The sequence below is a fragment of the Variovorax sp. YR752 genome (assembly GCF_943372545.1).
Genome location: NZ_CALRZC010000037.1, coordinates 31,726 through 48,504, shown reverse-complemented (window position 1 = coordinate 48,504; position 16,779 = coordinate 31,726). Strand labels below are relative to the sequence as shown.

Sequence of the window (16,779 nt, the reverse complement as noted above, 5' to 3'; positions counted from 1 at the left end):
GCCGTGCGACTCGGGCCAGCACCGCGGCCAGCGTCGCCTGTCCAAGCGCGGGCCAGCGTGGCTGCGACGACAGATGTACCTGGTGGCGTTCGCCGCCAGTCACAGCAAGGCGCTCAAGCCCCTGTACCAGTCCATCAAGACAAAGGGCTTTGCACCAACCCAGGCTCTGGTCATCTTGGCGCGCAAGCTTCTGCGAATCGCCTGGGCAGTTTGGAACAGCGAGAAGAACTTCGACGTTCGCATGCTCGGCCTGTCTCCTGCTTGCGAGAAAACATAGAACCTCAAACAGACGGCGGCAAGTCAGTCTACGAAGCGCGCTGCCGCGCGCCTGCCGCAAGCCCTGCGCTGCTCAGCGCCTCAGAGGCGCGCTCCAGCCTGTCCGCACGCGCCTTTGCTGAACCAGCGGTGGCATGCCGGTCGCAGGACCCCAGTGGTGGACTTCGCGGCAGGCGCTGCCCGCTGGGGGCGATTTGGGCGGTGACGAGAAGCGCAGCGTCAGGGGGCAGCGCGCGTGAGCGCGCTTCGTGATCTGACTGGCCGCCGCTTGTCTGAACGCAGTGAGCGCAGCGAACGAAGTGAGTTGGGCGGCCTGCCCCCTGGCGCGAGCATCGCAGTGGAGTCGGCGCGCAGCGTCGACCGCCGCCGAATGAGCCACCAGCGGGCAGCGTCTGCCGCGATGCTCATAAGAAGGCCAGAAAGCAGACACACACAGACTTCAGCTCAGGGCCGAAGACGGCCTCTACTGGCAAGTCCGTTCTTTCAACCCTGGACGCTACTCCCCATCCGAGCGCCGCCGCAGGGCTCGCGCGGCGCCCCGATCGGCGCTACCCTCGCATCTACAACAAGGTCGCGGTGCGACGCGGCGCTTTCGTCGCCCGCGCGCTGCCTCGCCAGGAGACGACGATGCGGCCACTGTCACGGCGCGCCTGCGCCATGCTGCTCGTGCTTGCACTCGCGGGCTGTTCACGCAATCAACCCTCGGCGCCGGCCATCGCTCCCGCGCCGCCAGTGGCCCATGCGGCGGAATCGCTGGACGACGAACTGGTGCTGATCCTGCCCGACCTCATGGACATGCTCGTCGATCCCGCCGCCGGCGTGCTGTTCGCCGCGGCCGATCCCCCTGCCCGCACCGACCTCGAACCCCGCTCCGCCGAAGCCTGGCAGGCCGTGGTCGACGCCGCCTCGCAGCTGGCCCAGACCAGCGGCATGCTGGCCGATCCGGTGCTGTCCCGGGGCCGGGCCGACTGGCTGCAATGGGCCGAAGCGATGCGCGACGGTGCGGCCGCCGGCGCCGCAGCGGCGCGCCGTCACGATCCGCGCAGCCTGTATGCCGCGGGCCAGCGGGTGAAGGCCAGTTGCCAGGGCTGCCATGCACGCTACGCGACGCAGATCGCCGAACCGCTGGCGCTGCGACTGACTCGATAGCTGCCTTCCATTGCAATACCTGAGCTTCGATCTCGGCGAGAGCGGCGACGGCCTCACCACCCTGGAGGCAATGGCGTCGACCTCGGCCGCGCAGCATGCGACGGTGATGGCCGAGGTTCAGCAGGTGCTGGACTGGGCGTGGCGGCAGTTCCCGCACAGCCACGGGCCGGTCGACGACGGCAACCTGTGGGACCACGACCTGCAGGTGACCGTGGAGCAGGGCGGCTGGTGTGCCGTCACCCTGACGCTGACCGGATCGGCGCCCTTCGTGGCCGAGTTCCTCGCCACTTTCGGCGAAACGCTGGAGTGAACACCGCGGCACCGACAATCCCCCCATGACCGCATCCCCTGCCGGCGCGCCCTCGAGCGGCCCCGCCTTCTCCACCCTTCCCCTGCCGCCCCAGGTGCTGGCCAACCTGCAGCGCCTCGGCTACGAGCACATGACGCCGATCCAGGCCGCCAGCCTGCCGCTGGCGCTGGCCGGCCGCGACCTGATCGCGCAGGCCAAGACCGGCAGCGGCAAGACCGCCGCCTTCGCGCTGCCGCTGCTGGCCAGGCTCGATGCGCGGCGCTTCGCAGTGCAGGCGCTGGTGCTGTGCCCGACGCGCGAACTGGCCGAGCAGGTCTCGCAGGAGATCCGCCGCCTCGCCCGCGCCGAGGACAACGTCAAGGTGCTCACCCTGTGCGGCGGCGCCACCATGCGCCCGCAGCTGGCCAGCCTGGCGCACGGCGCGCACGTGGTGGTGGGCACGCCGGGGCGCATCCTCGACCACCTGGGGCGCGAATCGCTCGTGCTCGATGGCCTGCAGACCCTGGTGCTCGACGAGGCCGACCGCATGCTCGACATGGGCTTCGCCGAGGACATCGCCGCCATCGTGCAGCGCTGTCCGCCGACCTCGAAGCGCCAGACGCTGCTGTTCTCGGCCACCTACCCGGACGACGTGGCCGCGCTGGCGGCGCGCTACCTGCGCGAGCCGCAGGAGGTGAAGCTCACCGAACGCCATGCCGCCAGCCAGATCCGCCAGCGCTTCTACGAGGTAGCGGAGAGCGAGCGGCTGCACGCCGTGGGCCTGCTGCTCAACCACTTCCGCCCGGAGAGCACGCTGGCCTTCTGCAACACCAAGCAGCAATGCCGCGACCTGGTGGCCGTGCTTCAGGCGCAGGGCATCGTGGCGATGGAACTGCACGGCGACCTCGAGCAGCGCGAGCGCGACCAGGTGCTGGTGCAGTTCGCCAACCGCAGCTGCAGCGTGCTGGTGGCCACCGACGTGGCCGCGCGCGGACTGGACATCACCAGGCTCGAAGCCGTCATCAACGTCGACATCACGCCCGACCCGGAGGTGCACACCCACCGCGTCGGCCGCACCGGCCGCGCCGGCGAGTCGGGCCAGGTGTTCAACCTCGCCAGCCTGGACGAGATGGGTCGCGTCGGCCGCATCGACGAGATGCAGGGCAGCGCCAGCGTCTGGCATCCGCTGGCCGAGCTGCAGGCGGCCATCGCGCCGGACGGCGCGGCGCGCGAGCCGCTGCGCCCGCCGATGGTGACGCTGCAGATCCTCGGCGGGCGCAAGGAGAAGATCCGCGCCGGCGACGTGCTGGGCGCGCTGACCAAGGACATCGGCCTGGACGCCGCCGCCATCGGCAAGATCGACGTCAACGACTTCTCCACCTACGTGGCCGTGCAGCGCGACAGCGCCGACAAGGCGCTGCGCGGGCTCAACGCCGGCAAGGTGAAGGGGCGCTCGGTGAAGGTGAGGCGGCTTTGAACTCGCCGGCCACCGAGTCGCCGTTCGAGGCGCTGGGCCTCTCTGCGGCGTTGCAGCGTGCGGCCGCCGAGCAAGGTTATGACCAGCCTACGCCCATCCAGGCCGCGGCGATCCCACCCGCCCTGCGGGGCGCCGACGTGATCGGCTGCGCCCACACCGGCTCGGGCAAGACGGCCGCGTTCGGGCTGGCCTTGCTGCAGCGGCTCGAACGGCAGGCCACGGGCGCGCCCGTGCGCGCCACGCGGCGCCGCACCCAGGCGCTGGTGCTGGTGCCCACGCGCGAACTGGCCGTGCAGGTCGGCGACACCCTGCGCCGACTCGGCCGCCATCTCACGCAGCCCTTGAAGGTGGCGGTGATCTTCGGCGGTGTGGCCCTCAACCCGCAGATGCTCGCCCTGCGCGGTGGCGCCGAGGTGGTGGTGGCCACGCCAGGCCGCTTGCTCGACCTCGCTGGTCGCAACGCGATCACGCTCGATGGCGTGGATGTGCTGGTGCTCGACGAAGCCGACCGCCTGCTCGACGAGGGCTTTGCCGACGAACTCGCCCGCCTCACCGCACTGCTGCCGGTGCGGCGGCAGAGCCTGTTCTTTTCGGCCACCTTTCCGCCGGCCGTGCAGGATCTGGCGCAAGCGCTGCTGCGCGAGCCGGTTCGCGTCGATGCGCCGGACGCGCCACGCGCTGCAGCACCCGAGACGGCCAGCCCGAGCGCCATTGCCGGCGTACCCGCCATCGACCAACGCGCGGTGGAGGTGGACGCCGCCCAGCGCACGCCGCTGCTGCGCCACCTCATCGAGAAAGCCGCCTGGCCGCGTGTGCTGGTCTTCGTCGCCACGCGCTACGCCAGCGAGCACGTGGCCGAGAAGCTGCGCCGCGCCGGCCTCGCGGCCGCAGCCTTCCACGGCGACCTCAGCCAGGGTGCACGCCAGCGTGTGCTGGCCGAGCTGAACAGCGGCAAGCTGCGGATCATGCTGGCCACCGACATGGCGGCGCGCGGCCTGCACATCCCCGGCCTGCCGGTGGTGGTGAACTACGACCTGCCGCGCTCGGCGGTGGACTACACCCATCGCATCGGCCGCACCGCGCGCGCCGGTGCCGCCGGCCTGGCGGTGAGCTTCGTCAGCGCGGCGACCGAGGCGCATTTCCGCCTCATCGAGAAGCGCCAGGGGCAGCGTGTGCCGCGCGAACGCATCGCGGGCTTCCAGCCGCGCGAGCTCGCCGTGCCGGCGTCTCCGCCCGAAGGCGGCATCAAGGGACGGCGCAAGAGCCGCAAGGACAAGCTGCGCGAAGCTGCCGCGGCGGGCGGGCCGTCGACGGGCTGAGGGCGTGGTCGTGGCGGCTCACCGCCGCTTCTTCGGCCGCCGCACCGCCCGCACCTTGCCGCTCGGCCCGCCGCCGCAATAGAACAGGTCGCCGCCGTCCGACTCCATGCCGCTGACGCCCGTACCGCTGGGCATCTCCAGCCGCTCGAGCACGGCGCCGCTGTCGGGGTCGACGCGGCGGATGTCGCTCTGATCGCCATCCCAGGTGCCGTGCCACAGTTCGCCGTCGACCCAGGTCACGCCGGTGACGAAGCGGTTGGACTCGATGGTGCGCAGGATCGCACCCGTGGCCGGGTCGATGCGGTGGATTTTGCGGTCGCGGTACTGGCCGACCCACAGGCTGCCTTCGGCCCAGGCCAGGCCCGAGTCGCGACCGTGGCCGGGCGCGGGGATCGACGCCAGCACCTCGCCGCTGGCCGGATCGATCTTGTCGATGCGCGCTTCGGCGATCTGGTAGAGGTGCGTACCGTCGAACGCGCTGCCCGCGTCGCAGGCCAGCGCCAGCGAACCCGAAACGGCACCGCTGGCGGGGTCGATCGCGAGCAGCCTCGCACCGGTGGCGGCCCAGATCCGCTGGCCGTCGTGGGTGACGCCGTGGATGACTTCGGCGCCGGCAAAGGGGCCGTACTCGCGCACGATCTCGGCTGGCGATGCCTGCATGGGGGTGGAGGTGTTCGTGTCCATGCTGCAGCCTAGTGCCAGTTGCTGATCTTCAGGTCATGCGGCGCCGGCTGGCCCTGGCCCGTCTCGACGAGATCGCGCAGGCTCAGCAGGAAGGTCGCCCACTTGGTGCTGCAGTGGGCCATGAACTCGCCGCCCGGGCCCGCGTCGCGCCAGTGGCGGTGGCCGAACATCACGATGGTCTGGCCGTCCTGCTGCGAGAGCGTGAACTCGACCTCGGTGCCCAGCCACTCCGCCGGGCCGTCCAGCACTCGCCAACGCACCTTTTGCTCAGGCGCCAGCTCGAGCACGTCCATGCCAAAGCCGCCGATCTCGTCGCCGGTGGCGGTGTGGAAGCGGAAAGCGACGTGGCCGCCGGGCTGCGAGTGGCCGGTGGTGTCGCGGGTCCACCATCCGGCGAGCCCGTCGATGGTGGCGAGCGCCGCGTAGACCTGGGCCGCGGGGGCCTTGATGCCGATCCTGTGAACGATGTCCATTCTGCTGTGCTCCGGGTGTCAGGGTTGCGGCGCCCGCATCGGCGCCGTGAGGGCACTCTAGGCAAGCGGCAGCGAAGCTGGGAGTAACAAGATCGTCGTGAATCCGGCCAGGGGCGGCGCGACCCAGCGCTGCGAGCGCGCACGGCCGATGGCGCGTACCTGTCCCGCGGCTTCCAGCTCGGCCAGCGCCCGCTGCACGGTGCGCTGGCTCTCGCCCAGCGCGAGCGCGAGTGCCGACGTCGACCAGGCGGCGCCATCGGCCAGCAGCGCCTGCAGCGAGGCCTCGCCGCCCTCGATCGGCGGCACGAGCACGATCACCTCCTCTTCGCCGTGCGGCGCGAGCGCGTAGCCGCGCTCGCTGGCCTCGATGCGCGCCACCGGCGCGACCAGCGCACGCAGGCGGCCGATCTCGACGCGCAGGCGCGCACGATGCGTCTCGTCGGTCCGGCGAATGCGGAAGGCCCGCGCGATCAGCGCATCGCGATCGACGTCGGCCGGCCAGCCTTCGGCGAGCGCGCGCAGCAGCGTGAACAGCACCGGCCGGCGCCCGAGCGGCCACCAGGCATTGCCGCTGCGCAGGCCGCGCCGGCAGGCATCGACCACCAGCGCGCCCGAGGCGAGCAGCGCTTCCACCTCGGCCAGGCGCAGCATTGCGCATTCGCCCGCTTGCCAGCGCCGCGCGGCGGGGCGCTCGAGCACGGCAGCGGCCTCGGCCACTTCGGCCAGCAGCGCAGGCACACGAGCAGACTCGGCCGCCGCCTGCGCGCGCTGCAGCGCCGCACGGGCCGGCCCGGTGCGCAGCGTGCGCAGCGCCACCTCGGCCACGGCCAGCTCGGCCAACGCCACCAGCGACGGCGAGGCGAGGCTGCGGATGTCGAGCCCGGCGAGTGCCGCAGCGGCCTCGCCGATGCGGCCGAGCAGCAGCAGCCGGCGCACCGCGATCAGGCGCGCATGGGTGGCGTTGGCGTGGTCGGCGCGCACCTCGAGCGCCTGCGCGGCGGCCGCGAGGGTGCGCGGCGAGCCACCGAGTTCACGCAGCGCCAGCGCCACCTCGGCCTCGGCGACCACGCAGCGCGCACGCGCCAGCGCCTCGTGGCTGCCGAAGCCGCGCGCGGCGCGGCGCAGCAACTCGCGCGAGCGCGCCAGTTCGCCGAGCTGCGCCATCGCAATGCCGCGCAGTGCCAGCGCCGGCGGGTCGTTGCGCAGCGCGACACGCTTGAGCGCGCTGAGCGCATCGCCCGCGGCCAGCGCGCGCCCGGCGGCGGCGATGAGGGAGTCCATGGGTGGAGAGACTAAGGCCAGCCCACGCGCGGCGGAACGGCCCCGGCATGAACCGCTCGACGGTCCATCGCTTCAGGCCGGCGTCGCCGCTTCCGGCAGCGTCACCACCCGGTCGCGGCCCTGCGACTTGGCCTGGTAGATCGCTCGGTCGGCGCGTTCGACCAAGGCATCGACGGCGTCGTTGATGCGCTCGAAGTGGTCCAGGTCGACCAGCGCCACCGCGAAGCCATCGCCCGAGCGCTGGCAAGCCATGCGCTGCCCCTCGCGCAGCGCCACCAACGAAGGAGCCTCCATGTCCCGCAGGCTCACTGCCACGCCGGCGGTGGTGGGCGTCACGGTGGCCGGCTTGCACCAGATCGGCGTGGACGATTCCGACGACGCCGGCCCGGATGCGCAGGCCGAGCCCTTCGGCCGGCCGGTGCGGCGCATCGAACAGGTCGGCGAGGTGCTGCGCGACGGGCAGCAGATCTTCGTGCCGGTCAGCCTCGGATGATCACGCCAGCGTGGTGCCGAAGAAGCGCATCGTGCGGTCCCAGGCCATCTGCGCCCAGGCGGCGTCGTACTGCGTGATCGCGATGCGGTTGCGGCCCTGCGCGTTCTCGTTGGCGAAGGCGTGGTGGGCCAGGTAGCGGTGGCCTTCGTAGCAGACCTTCGCTTCCGTGAACTTCGCCTCCAGGCCGTCGACGCTGGCGATCGGGAAGGCGCCGTCCTGCGTCGCCCAGTGCGCCTGCAGCGGGATGCGGATCTTGCCGGCGTCCACGTACTCCAGCGGCGGCAGGCCGTACCAGACCACCGCGGCATCGGCCTCGGGCACCATCGTCGCGGCCAGCACGGTGAGCGCGCCGCCCATGCAGTAGCCGGTCACGCCGACCTTGCCGTTGCCGAGCTTCGCCGCTTTCAGGTACTGCACCGCGCCGCGCACGTCCTGCGAGGCGGCATCGGCGAAGTCCAGGCCGGTCATCAGGTGGTGCGCCTCCTCGGCCTCGACCGTGCTCTTGCCGCGGTAGAGGTCGGGCACCAGCGCGGTGAAGCCGGCATCGGCAAAGCGTTGCGCCACGCCACGGATCTGCTCGTTCACGCCCCACCATTCCTGGATCACCACCACCGCGCCGAGCGGCTGCTCGGCCTGCGCCAGCCAGCCCTTCACGGACTGCCCGTCCGGGCGCTTGAAGTCGATCTGTGCTGCCATGTCGTCTCCTTGCTTGTGGGAAGAGGCGCCGAGTATGTCAGGGCGGGTCGCGCAGGTCTTCGCTCGGCTGAACAGAAGTGACATGCGCCTGCCTCTGTCGCAACGCACCCGTCACTCGCAGGCGCCGGATGACGCACAAGCCACAGCGATGGCGGAGGAAAAGCGGCACGCGCGCGAGCGGAGGCATAGCATGGCTGCAGAGTCTGAAAACTCATGCTGGCCTCGGCGACGAGGCCACCACCTGCGGGAAGGGCGCGCTGTGCAGCAGTGGATTCCGAACCAGGCGGGAGATCGCACCGATGCCGCTGCGTCGTGCGTGCGGCGGCGCGAGTTCGGCGTGTTCGCCGTCTCCACCGGCCTGGGTTCGCTCTCTTCGGCGAGTTGGTGCGCACCGCGCGAATCGGGCATCACGGCGCCGGCGCTGCAGCGCGCACGGCACGAGTTCGACGACCTGGCGACGAGCGCCGCGCGGCTGGGCCTGCACGAGCGCCTGGCCTTCATCAACGACTGGGTCAACCAGCTCGTCGACCAGCAGCCCGACGACCCCGACCGCGACACCTGGGCCACCCCCTACGAGACGCTGGCCCGCGGTGCCGGCGACTGCGAGGACTCGGCCATCGCCAAGTTCTTCCTGCTGCGCGCCAGCGGCGTGCCGACGCCCGCGCTGCGGCTGCTCTACACCGGGCGCCGGCCGCTCGAGACGCCGCCGCTGCGCCGTGTCCACATGGTGGCCACGGCGCGCCAGCCCTTCGAGGACCCATGGGTGCTCGACTCGATCAACGTGCTGATCGTGCCGCTCTCGCAGCGCGACGACCTGGTGCCGGTGTTCAGCTTCGACGAGCAGCAGCTCTGGCCGCGTGTCGATGCGCAGCCCTTGCCGCCGGCGCGGAGCGAACTCAGGCCCTGGCGCGAGCTGCTCGGACGCTGGCACGCGCAGACGCACTGAACCAACGCAGCCACGCACCCCGCGCAGGAGAACCCCCGTGCCCTATGTCCATCGCAATGCCCAGGGCGAGATCGAGAGCCTGCACCGCTCGCCGACGCTGGACGCCGTCGAGTACCTGCCGCAGACCGCCGACGAGGTGCAGCGCTTCCTCGGCCGCGAAGACAACGCCGATGCCTACCAGCGGCTCGACGCCGACACCGTGCGCGTGCTCGAGGACCTGCTCGAGGTGTTGATGGCCAAGGGCCTGCTGCGCATCACCGACCTGCCGGCGGCCGCGCAGGCGAAGTTCTTCGCACGCAAGGAGCTTCGCGAGCGCAACACCGCGCCGGCGCCGTTTGCTGCCTCGGGCTTCGTCGACATCATCGACGACAGCGCGTTCGCCGGGCTGGGGCGGCCGGAGCTGCCCAAGTAGGCGACCGGCGGGCCGCGGCCCCTTGCTGAAGGCTGCGGGCATCGGCTTTCGTGCCTCCTTTGAGCGTCGGGCATGCCACCAGACGTCCAGCACAGGGCCGTGAACGCCAGTGCGTATCAGAGATCGTCGGCCAGCACCTCGAGTGCGACCAGCTGCTCGCGCAGCGCCCAGCGCGCGCGCCAGCCTTCACCTTGCCAGGCCGGATCGTCGGCACGCTCGAAGGCGGCCAGCGCAGCCGATTCGTCGGCGAAGACACGGCAGCGGCCCTGCGCGTGCAGCGCGCCGGCTTCGCTGCCGTCGAGCTTGCGCAGCAGGTCGTCGGCGTCGAAGGCGAACCAGACCCGCGGCTGCGCCGCCTCGGGCATCTCGAGGACGTGGATCATCGAGGGCTACTCCACGCCGTCGCCGACCGACTTGCGCCACACCACCTGGCGCAGCCGCTCGCGCGCGGCCTGCGGCGAACCGTCGAAGTCGTCCTGCGCGCGGCGCAGCGCCGCCTGCGCCACCGAGGCCTCGGGCAGCGTCAGCGGCAGCCGGCCGGCGACATGCGTGGCCAGCGGCACCGCCTTCAGGATGGCCTGCCGGTTCGGGTGCTCGTCGAGCACGACGAGTTCATCCGCTTCGGGCCGGCCGTCGAGGCAGAGATGGCGGCCGATCACCTCGACGCGCCGGCCGTCGTGGGTGGTGCGGATCAGGATGGGCTCGGGATGCATGGTCACCTCGCAATCGACGTGGCAGGGCTTGTCGGCTTTGCGACACGAAGGTCCGTGCGCAGTGCCTTTTGCCTCTGCAATGCAGCTTTGATGCCAGCGGATGGGACTCAGCCGCCGAGCTTGTTCGGGTTGCGCCAGGCGCGCTCGAAGGGCAGCCGCCAGGCATGCGGCGCGATCAGCTGGTGGATCGACTTCGGCCCCCAGGAGCCGGCCGGGTACAGCCGCACCGGTGGCGGTGACTCGAGCAGGTGGGTCGACACCTGCCACAGCCGCTCGATGCCCTCCGCGGTGGTGAACAGCGTGCGGTCGCCGCGCATCGCGTCGAGGATCAGCCGCTCGTAGGCTTCCAGCACCTCGCCGGCCAGGCCGGTGTCGTGCATCGCGAACTGCAGGCTCAGCTTGTCCAGCCGCATGCCCGGCCCCGGCCGCTTGCCGTAGAAGGACAGCGACATCTTCGACGCGTCCGCAAGGTCGAAGGTCAGGTGGTCCGGCCCCTGCGCGCCGACGCCCGAGCCCGGCGGGAACATGCTCTTGGGCGGCTCGCGGAAGGCGATCGAGATGATGCGCTGGCCCTCGGCCATGCGCTTGCCGGTGCGCAGGAAGAAGGGCACGCCGGCCCAGCGCCAGTTGTCGATGAAGCACTTCAGCGCGATGAAGGTCTCGGTCTCGCTCTCGGCGTCGACGCCCTCCTCGTCACGGTAGCCGTTGTACTGGCCTCGCACCACGTCACCCGGCTGGATCGGCAGCATGCTGCGGAAGACCTTGTTCTTCTCCTCGCTGATCGGCGCCGGTTCCAGCGCGGTGGGCGGCTCCATCGCCATGAAGGCGAGGATCTGGAACAGGTGCGTCACCACCATGTCGCGGTAGGCGCCGGTCTGCTCGTAGAAGGCCGAGCGCTTGCCCAGGCCCAGCGTCTCCGGCACGTCGATCTGCACGTGGTCGATGAAGTTGCGGTTCCATATCGGCTCGAACAGGCCGTTGGCGAAGCGGAAGGCGAGGATGTTCTGCGCCGGCTCCTTGCCGAGGAAGTGGTCGATGCGGAAGATCTGGTCTTCGGCGAACACCTCATGCAGTTTCGCGTTGAGCGACACCGCGCTGGCCAGGTCGGTGCCGAAAGGCTTCTCCATCACGATGCGCGAGCGCTCGACGAGCTGCGCCTCGCCGATCAGACGCACGGCCGGTAGCGCAGCGCTGGGCGGCACGCTCAGGTAGTGCAGGCGACGGCACTCGACGCCGAGCTCCTTCTCGGCGCGCTCGACGGCCGCTTTCAGCGTGGCCGCACCGGCACCGAGCGGCACGTAGTCGAGCTTCGCCGCGAAGGCCTGCCAGTCGGCCTCGACCAGCTTGCGGCTGGAGAACTCGGCCATGGATGCCTTGGCGAGGTCGCGGAAGCCATCGGCATTCAGATCGTCGAGCGAGACGCCGACGATGCGGTAGCCGGGAATGAAACCCGCGCTGGCCAGGTGGTAGAGCCCGGGCAGCAGCTTGCGCCGCGCCAGGTCGCCGGTGGCGCCGAACAGCACCACCACCTGCGGAAAGCGCGGCCCGACGCCGGGCGGGATCTTTGCCACTGAGCCACTCCTCTGGACAGCACGTCGTGCAGGGCTGGTAGCAAGTATCGGACCGAAGCCGCTCCCCGGGAACGCGATTTCAAGGAGTCGGGGCAGGCCGGCATCTGATTCGCGTGGCGAAGTCAAGCCGCGCAAGCCCGGTGTTGCCTGGAGCGCAGCGGCTTGCCTAGAGTCCTCGCTCGGGCGCGCGCCCATGGGCGGCGACCTGTATCCATACAACATACCCTGGGAGGGAGATCGACATGGTGGCGAGAGCATTCGCACGGTGTGCGCTGGCTGGGATTCTGGTGGGCGCGCTGGCGGCCTGTGGCGGGGGAGGCGATTCGGATCCTGCGGTGCCGCCGGCCAACCCGCCGGTGATCTCGGCGCATCCGTCGGCTCAATCGGTGCTGACTGACGCGAGCACCACCTTCTCGGTGACGGCCACCGGCACAGGCCTGTCGTACCAGTGGCGCCGCAACGGCACGGCGATCACCGGCGCCACAGCCTCCTCCTACACCACGCCCGCGGCCAGCCACCTCGATCACGGCGCGCAGTACAGCGTGACCGTCAGCAACGCCGACGGCAGCGTGACGAGCACGGCGGCCACGCTCAGCCTGCTGGCCAGCACCAACCAGCAGGTCTTCGAGAGCCTGGCTCTGGCGCCAGCCGCCGGCAGCCACCGGTTGCGCTGGAACCTGAACCTGTCTGGCCCGCAAACCAGCGGCAACAACTACGCCTACTCCGAGTTCTCGGTGCTCGCGCAGTCCCCGTTGACCGCCGGCCCGCAGACCAATCCGCAGTCGGCACCGACCAACCTCGCCGGCAGCCTGGCGCTGACCAGCGCCGGTCCGACGCGCATCCTGAAGAACGGTGCGATCCTGGTGGTGCCGACCTTGCAGGCCTCCAACCGCATCTCGTACGTGGGCAGCGATGTGCGCGTTGACGCGCTGGCCGCCGACAACACCACGGTCGCCTATTCGCAGGTCCGCAGCGACTACACGTCGGTGTCGCTGACGGGGAACCTGTCCGCAACGCCGGCCGAGTTCGCGCAGTGGTTCAACTCCTTCTTCGCCAACCCCGCGGTGTTCACGGCTGGCGCCACCTACGCGGCCGACGCGGGCTACGTCAAGTACACGTCGACGAACCTCGGCGACCGCTACACCGCGTTCGACTGCATCGGTGCCACCACCGATACGAACATCACGCCCTGCGTGAGCGGCACCACGCTGGAGGCAGCGCTGACCACCGGCCTGGTCTCGAACAGCGACGCCACCACCTACCACCTGGCCGACGGCACGCTGGGCACGGTGGACGGCGTACCCGTCTGGGTGGCCACGGCGCCGCGGCCGGTGTCGGCCACGCTGAGCAGCACGGTGCAGCACCGCATCTACTTCCAGCTCAACGGCAACGTCTACACCGGATCGCTGATCCGCGACGGTGCGGCGCTCGGCGGCTCCTACTACGTCTCCACGCCGGGCGCACCGACGGTCGAGGAGCGGCTCACCTTCCTGCCGTACCACATCCGCATGAACAAGGCCGCACGCGACAGCATCGCTGCCGCGATGGCGATTTGAGCCGTGCCGGCGGTCCACGCCGGCACGGCGGATCAGAACGTCACCAGCACGTCCTCGTGGCGCACGATGAACTGGCAGGCCAGCCGCCAGGGCGGTGGCCGGTCGTTCGTCTCGGCGTCGTCGATCTGCGCCTGCGTGATCTTGCCGGCATAGCGCAGCACCGTCTTCTCCTTCTCGGTCAGCGACATGCCGACCGGCGCCTTGCCCGACAGCACGCTGACCTGGATCAGGCAGGAGCCGCACTCGCCGTTCTCGCACTCGAAGTTCAGCGGCACCTTGTGCTGCTTGGCGACGGACAGCAGCGTGTGGGTGTCGCCCGCCACCGCGTAGACGGTGACGTCGCGCTGCAGGCGCGGCGAGGTGAAGGTCACGTTGGCCATGGCAGCGCCTATCGGATGATGTCGTAGCTGTAGTCCGTCTTGCCCGGGATGATCGTGTTGGCATCCAGGGTCTCGAAGAACTCGTCGAGCAGCATCGTCAGCAGCCACAGTGCACCGTTGTAGCCCCAGGTCGGGAAGCGGTGGTAGTGGTGGCGGTCGAAGATCGGGAACACCAGGCGGATCAGCGGCACGCCGGTGTCACGCTCCAGGTACTTGCCGTAGGTGTTGCCGATCAGGAAGTCCACCGGCTCGGTGTGCAGCAGCGAACGCAGGTGCCACAGGTCGCGCTTCGGGTAGGCCTTGCAGTTCGCGCCGTAGGGCGAGGCGTCGAACACCTTCTGCAGCTTGGCCGCCCAGTCGTCGTTGCCGTTGGTGGCCAGCACGTGCGCCGGCTCGGCACCCAGCTCGAGCAGGAACTCGGTGTAGCCGATCATCTGGTCGGGGTCGCCGTACAACGCGTAGCGCTTGCCGTGCAGGTGGGCCTGGCTGTCGGCCATCGCATCGACCAGCTGGCCGCGCTCGCGCTCCAGCTCGGCGGGCACCGGCTTGCCGGTCAGGCGCGAGATCGCCATGATGAATCGGTCGGTGCCGGCCACGCCCACCGGCGCGTTGAGCACCACCACCTCCTGGCCCTTCTCGGCGATGTACTTGCTCGTCTTCTCGCAGCAGAACTCCTGGAAGACGATGGTCGCCTTGGCGTGCAGCGCCGCCTCGACCTCGGCCTTGGTGGTGCCGCCCTCGTACATGCGGAACTCGCCGTCGGTGGGCGTGTTCCACACCTCCGACGGATCGCAGATCACGTTCACCTTCACGCCGAACAGCGAGAAGATGCGCTTGATCTCCTTCATGTTGCCGACCACGAAGCCGTCGAAGCCGCCGATGAAGTTGATGCTGTCGTCGGGCACGCGCACCAGCGGTTCGGTGGTCTTGCTCTTGCCGTCCCAGAAGTGCTGCAGCACGCCGAGCAGCGCGTTGTCGTAGCCGGTCACGTGACTGCCGACGAAGGCCGGCGTGTGCGCGAACGGCACGTCGAACTCGGCCGGCACGCTGCCCTTCTCCTTCGCGGTCTTGATGAAGGCATTGAGGTCGTCGCCGATCACCTCCGCCATGCAGGTGGTGCTGACGGCGATCATCTCCGGCTTGTAGAGGCTGTAGGCATTGGACAGGCCGTCGACCATGTTGTTAAGGCCGCCGAACACCGCCGCGTCTTCGGTCATCGAGGAGCTGACGCACGACGTCGGCTCCTTGAAGTGGCGCGAGAAGTGGCTGCGGTAGTAGGCCACGCAGCCCTGCGAGCCGTGCACGAAAGACAGCGTCTTGGCGAAGCCGTTGGCCACGAACACCGCGCCCAGCGGCTGGCAGGCCTTGGCCGGGTTGACGGTCAGCGCCTCGCGGGCGAAGTTCTTCTCCTTGTAGTCCTTGCTCTTGGTCCAGTCGCGGATCTCTGCGATCTTCACGTCGGAATGGTTGAACTCGAAGTTCGCCTTCTTGTCGGCGAAGATCTTCTGGTACTCCGGCTCACGGAACAGCAGTTCGTGGTCGATGACCTTGTCGGCTGATTGGGGCATAGTGTTCTCCGGGAGATGGGGTATGACTTAGGCCGCTTGCTTCCACGGGGCCTTGGCGAGCTTCCAGACCGGCGAGCTGATCGCCATGTCCATGTCGCGCGCGAAGATCGCGAAGCCGTCGTAGCCGTGGTACGGGCCGGAGTAGTCCCAGCTGTGCATCTGCCGGAACGGCACGCCCATCTTCTGGAACACGTACTTCTCCTTGATGCCCGAGCCGATCAGGTCCGGCTGGATCTTCTCGACGAACTTCTCGAACTCGTAGCCGGTCACGTCGTCGTAGATCAGCGTCGCGTCGCCGATGTAGTGCGTGGTGCGCTGGTAGTCGTCGTTGTGCCCGAACTCGTAGCCGGTGCCGACCACCTTCATGCCCAGGTCCTCGTACGCGCCGATCACGTGCCGCGGGCGCAGTCCGCCGACGTACAGCATCACCGTCTTGTCTTCCAGGCGCGGCTTGTACTTGGCGATCACCGCGTCGACCAGCGGCTGGTACTTGGCGATCACCGCCTCGGCGTTGGCCTTGATGGTGTCGTCGAAATGGCTGGCGATCTCGCGCAGACTCTGCGCGATCTTGGTCGGGCCGAAGAAGTTGTACTCGACCCAGGGGATGCCGTACTTCTCTTCCATGTGCCGGCTGATGTAGTTCATCGAGCGGTAGCAGTGGATGAGGTTGAGCTTGGCCTTGGGCGTGTTCTCCAGCTCGGCGATGGTGCCGTCGCCCGACCACTGCGCGATCACGCGCAGGCCGATCTCTTCCAGCAGGATGCGTGACGACCAGGCATCGCCGCCGATGTTGTAGTCGCCGATGATGGTGACGTCGTAGGGTGTGCTGACGAACTCGGGGCGCTTGTTGGCGTCCATCTTGTCGAACACCCAGTCGCGGATCGCGTCGTTGGCCAGGTGGTGGCCGAGCGACTGGCTGACGCCGCGGAAGCCCTCGCAGCGCACCGGCACGATGGTGTGGCCGTCGAGTTCCTTGCTTTTCTTCTTCGACACCGCCTCGATGTCGTCGCCGATCAGGCCGATCGGGCATTCGCTCTGGATCGAGATGCCCTTGTTCAGCGGGAACAGCTCCTGGATCTCGTCGATGATCTTGTCGAGCTTCTTGTCGCCGCCGAAGACGATGTCCTTCTCCTGGAAATCGGAGGTGAACTGCATCGTCACGAAGGTGTCGATGCCGGTGGTGCCGATGTAGTAGTTGCGGCGTGCCGCCCAGCTGTACTGGCCGCAGCCCACCGGGCCGTGCGAGATGTGCACCATGTCCTTGATCGGGCCCCAGACCACGCCCTTCGAGCCGGCGTACGCGCAGCCGCGGATGGTCATCACGCCGGGCAGCGACTTGATGTTGGACTTCACGCCGCAGTCCGGCTTGCCTTCCTCGTACTGGCCGATGTGCTTGGCACGGCGCTTGGCCATCTTGTCGGGGTAGGCCTTCAGGACTTCGTCGATCAAGGCCTTGTTGGCGGCCTTGCGCTCTTCAACCGTCATGGACATGGTGC

The 16,779-nt window shown here is 69.5% G+C and carries 20 protein-coding genes; 9 read left to right on the top strand and 11 right to left on the bottom strand.

The window, feature by feature from the left end:
• The 5 genes from AAG801_RS11765 to AAG801_RS11745 form a co-directional block, all read left to right on the top strand.
• Positions 1 to 277, top strand: a 277-nt coding sequence (locus AAG801_RS11765; protein WP_341888535.1) for a transposase, incomplete at its 5' end; no start/stop codon positions are given.
• A gap of 626 nt (positions 278 to 903) precedes the next feature.
• Positions 904 to 1,425, top strand: a complete 522-nt coding sequence (locus AAG801_RS11760) for a hypothetical protein (RefSeq protein WP_341888534.1) — start codon at positions 904 to 906, stop codon at positions 1,423 to 1,425.
• Positions 1,426 to 1,435: 10 nt separating this feature from the next.
• Positions 1,436 to 1,735 carry a hypothetical protein gene (locus AAG801_RS11755; RefSeq protein WP_341888533.1) on the top strand — a complete coding sequence of 100 codons (300 nt, stop codon included), beginning with the start codon at positions 1,436 to 1,438 and terminating at the stop codon, positions 1,733 to 1,735.
• A gap of 25 nt (positions 1,736 to 1,760) precedes the next feature.
• Positions 1,761 to 3,191 carry an ATP-dependent RNA helicase DbpA gene (gene dbpA / locus AAG801_RS11750; RefSeq protein ID WP_341888532.1) on the top strand — a complete coding sequence of 477 codons (1,431 nt, stop codon included), beginning with the start codon at positions 1,761 to 1,763 and terminating at the stop codon, positions 3,189 to 3,191.
• On the top strand, positions 3,188 to 4,510 hold the full coding sequence (locus tag AAG801_RS11745) for a DEAD/DEAH box helicase (protein WP_341888531.1): 1,323 nt from the start codon (positions 3,188 to 3,190) through the stop codon (positions 4,508 to 4,510). Before dbpA ends, AAG801_RS11745 begins: the two co-directional genes overlap by 4 nt.
• Before the next feature lie 18 nt (positions 4,511 to 4,528).
• Here AAG801_RS11745 and AAG801_RS11740 read toward each other — a convergent pair whose 3' ends face one another.
• From AAG801_RS11740 to AAG801_RS11725, 4 genes are all read right to left on the bottom strand, one after another.
• Positions 4,529 to 5,194 carry a hypothetical protein gene (locus AAG801_RS11740; protein ID WP_341888530.1) on the bottom strand — a complete coding sequence of 222 codons (666 nt, stop codon included), beginning with the start codon at positions 5,192 to 5,194 and terminating at the stop codon, positions 4,529 to 4,531.
• 8 nt (positions 5,195 to 5,202) lie between these two features.
• Positions 5,203 to 5,667: an SRPBCC domain-containing protein gene (locus AAG801_RS11735; RefSeq protein WP_341888529.1), complete on the bottom strand. Its 465-nt coding sequence runs from the start codon at positions 5,665 to 5,667 to the stop codon at positions 5,203 to 5,205.
• Between the two features lie 57 nt (positions 5,668 to 5,724).
• The gene (locus AAG801_RS11730; protein WP_341888528.1) at positions 5,725 to 6,948 is read right to left on the bottom strand and encodes a helix-turn-helix domain-containing protein; all 1,224 of its coding nucleotides are present in this window, start codon (positions 6,946 to 6,948) and stop codon (positions 5,725 to 5,727) included.
• A 72-nt stretch (positions 6,949 to 7,020) separates the two neighbouring features.
• Entirely contained in the window at positions 7,021 to 7,242 is a 222-nt protein-coding gene (locus AAG801_RS11725; RefSeq protein ID WP_341888527.1) for a hypothetical protein, read from the bottom strand.
• Between AAG801_RS11725 and AAG801_RS11720 the strand changes: the two genes are divergently transcribed.
• Complete coding sequence (locus AAG801_RS11720; RefSeq protein WP_341888526.1) at positions 7,241 to 7,441, top strand: hypothetical protein; 201 nt, start codon at positions 7,241 to 7,243, stop codon at positions 7,439 to 7,441. The genes AAG801_RS11725 and AAG801_RS11720 overlap by 2 nt on opposite strands.
• Here AAG801_RS11720 and AAG801_RS11715 read toward each other — a convergent pair whose 3' ends face one another.
• Positions 7,442 to 8,137 carry a dienelactone hydrolase family protein gene (locus tag AAG801_RS11715; protein ID WP_341888525.1) on the bottom strand — a complete coding sequence of 232 codons (696 nt, stop codon included), beginning with the start codon at positions 8,135 to 8,137 and terminating at the stop codon, positions 7,442 to 7,444.
• Between the two features lie 259 nt (positions 8,138 to 8,396).
• Here AAG801_RS11715 and AAG801_RS11710 point away from each other — a divergent pair, with 259 nt between their 5' ends.
• Both AAG801_RS11710 and AAG801_RS11705 read left to right on the top strand, forming a co-directional pair.
• Positions 8,397 to 9,083 carry a hypothetical protein gene (locus AAG801_RS11710; protein ID WP_341888524.1) on the top strand — a complete coding sequence of 229 codons (687 nt, stop codon included), beginning with the start codon at positions 8,397 to 8,399 and terminating at the stop codon, positions 9,081 to 9,083.
• A gap of 37 nt (positions 9,084 to 9,120) precedes the next feature.
• Complete coding sequence (locus AAG801_RS11705) at positions 9,121 to 9,495, top strand: hypothetical protein (protein WP_341888523.1); 375 nt, start codon at positions 9,121 to 9,123, stop codon at positions 9,493 to 9,495.
• A gap of 116 nt (positions 9,496 to 9,611) precedes the next feature.
• Here the strand turns inward: AAG801_RS11705 and AAG801_RS11700 are convergent, their stop codons facing one another.
• The 3 genes from AAG801_RS11700 to zwf all read right to left on the bottom strand — a co-directional run bounded on the left by AAG801_RS11700 (position 9,612) and on the right by zwf (position 11,779).
• Positions 9,612 to 9,878 (bottom strand): hypothetical protein, encoded by a 267-nt coding sequence (locus tag AAG801_RS11700; protein ID WP_341888522.1) that lies wholly within the window; start codon positions 9,876 to 9,878, stop codon positions 9,612 to 9,614.
• A gap of 6 nt (positions 9,879 to 9,884) precedes the next feature.
• Entirely contained in the window at positions 9,885 to 10,208 is a 324-nt protein-coding gene (locus AAG801_RS11695; RefSeq protein WP_341888521.1) for a hypothetical protein, read from the bottom strand.
• A 107-nt stretch (positions 10,209 to 10,315) separates the two neighbouring features.
• Positions 10,316 to 11,779, bottom strand: coding sequence for a glucose-6-phosphate dehydrogenase (gene zwf / locus AAG801_RS11690; RefSeq protein WP_341888520.1), 1,464 nt, complete (start codon positions 11,777 to 11,779; stop codon positions 10,316 to 10,318).
• Between the two features lie 242 nt (positions 11,780 to 12,021).
• Between zwf and AAG801_RS11685 the strand changes: the two genes are divergently transcribed.
• Positions 12,022 to 13,335 carry a hypothetical protein gene (locus tag AAG801_RS11685; RefSeq protein ID WP_341888519.1) on the top strand — a complete coding sequence of 438 codons (1,314 nt, stop codon included), beginning with the start codon at positions 12,022 to 12,024 and terminating at the stop codon, positions 13,333 to 13,335.
• A 32-nt stretch (positions 13,336 to 13,367) separates the two neighbouring features.
• Here AAG801_RS11685 and AAG801_RS11680 read toward each other — a convergent pair whose 3' ends face one another.
• The 3 genes from AAG801_RS11680 to nifD are packed head-to-tail and all read right to left on the bottom strand — an operon-like array spanning position 13,368 to position 16,774.
• Complete coding sequence (locus AAG801_RS11680; RefSeq protein WP_341888518.1) at positions 13,368 to 13,715, bottom strand: 2Fe-2S iron-sulfur cluster-binding protein; 348 nt, start codon at positions 13,713 to 13,715, stop codon at positions 13,368 to 13,370.
• An 8-nt stretch (positions 13,716 to 13,723) separates the two neighbouring features.
• The gene (gene nifK / locus AAG801_RS11675; RefSeq protein ID WP_341888517.1) at positions 13,724 to 15,283 is read right to left on the bottom strand and encodes a nitrogenase molybdenum-iron protein subunit beta; all 1,560 of its coding nucleotides are present in this window, start codon (positions 15,281 to 15,283) and stop codon (positions 13,724 to 13,726) included.
• A 27-nt stretch (positions 15,284 to 15,310) separates the two neighbouring features.
• Complete coding sequence (nifD, locus tag AAG801_RS11670; protein ID WP_341888516.1) at positions 15,311 to 16,774, bottom strand: nitrogenase molybdenum-iron protein alpha chain; 1,464 nt, start codon at positions 16,772 to 16,774, stop codon at positions 15,311 to 15,313.
• Positions 16,775 to 16,779 lie beyond the last annotated feature (5 nt).

Coding starts and splice junctions, on each gene's coding strand:
- AAG801_RS11760 (WP_341888534.1), top strand. CDS start 904: ATGCGGCCACTGTCACGGCGCGCCTGCGCCATGCTGCTCGTGCTTGCA.
- nifK (WP_341888517.1), bottom strand. CDS start 15,283: ATGCCCCAATCAGCCGACAAGGTCATCGACCACGAACTGCTGTTCCGT.
- AAG801_RS11685 (WP_341888519.1), top strand. CDS start 12,022: ATGGTGGCGAGAGCATTCGCACGGTGTGCGCTGGCTGGGATTCTGGTG.
- AAG801_RS11735 (WP_341888529.1), bottom strand. CDS start 5,667: ATGGACATCGTTCACAGGATCGGCATCAAGGCCCCCGCGGCCCAGGTC.
- AAG801_RS11730 (WP_341888528.1), bottom strand. CDS start 6,948: ATGGACTCCCTCATCGCCGCCGCCGGGCGCGCGCTGGCCGCGGGCGAT.
- AAG801_RS11695 (WP_341888521.1), bottom strand. CDS start 10,208: ATGCATCCCGAGCCCATCCTGATCCGCACCACCCACGACGGCCGGCGC.
- AAG801_RS11740 (WP_341888530.1), bottom strand. CDS start 5,194: ATGGACACGAACACCTCCACCCCCATGCAGGCATCGCCAGCCGAGATC.
- AAG801_RS11700 (WP_341888522.1), bottom strand. CDS start 9,878: ATGATCCACGTCCTCGAGATGCCCGAGGCGGCGCAGCCGCGGGTCTGG.
- nifD (WP_341888516.1), bottom strand. CDS start 16,774: ATGTCCATGACGGTTGAAGAGCGCAAGGCCGCCAACAAGGCCTTGATC.
- AAG801_RS11720 (WP_341888526.1), top strand. CDS start 7,241: ATGTCCCGCAGGCTCACTGCCACGCCGGCGGTGGTGGGCGTCACGGTG.
- AAG801_RS11725 (WP_341888527.1), bottom strand. CDS start 7,242: ATGGAGGCTCCTTCGTTGGTGGCGCTGCGCGAGGGGCAGCGCATGGCT.
- AAG801_RS11715 (WP_341888525.1), bottom strand. CDS start 8,137: ATGGCAGCACAGATCGACTTCAAGCGCCCGGACGGGCAGTCCGTGAAG.
- AAG801_RS11680 (WP_341888518.1), bottom strand. CDS start 13,715: ATGGCCAACGTGACCTTCACCTCGCCGCGCCTGCAGCGCGACGTCACC.
- dbpA (WP_341888532.1), top strand. CDS start 1,761: ATGACCGCATCCCCTGCCGGCGCGCCCTCGAGCGGCCCCGCCTTCTCC.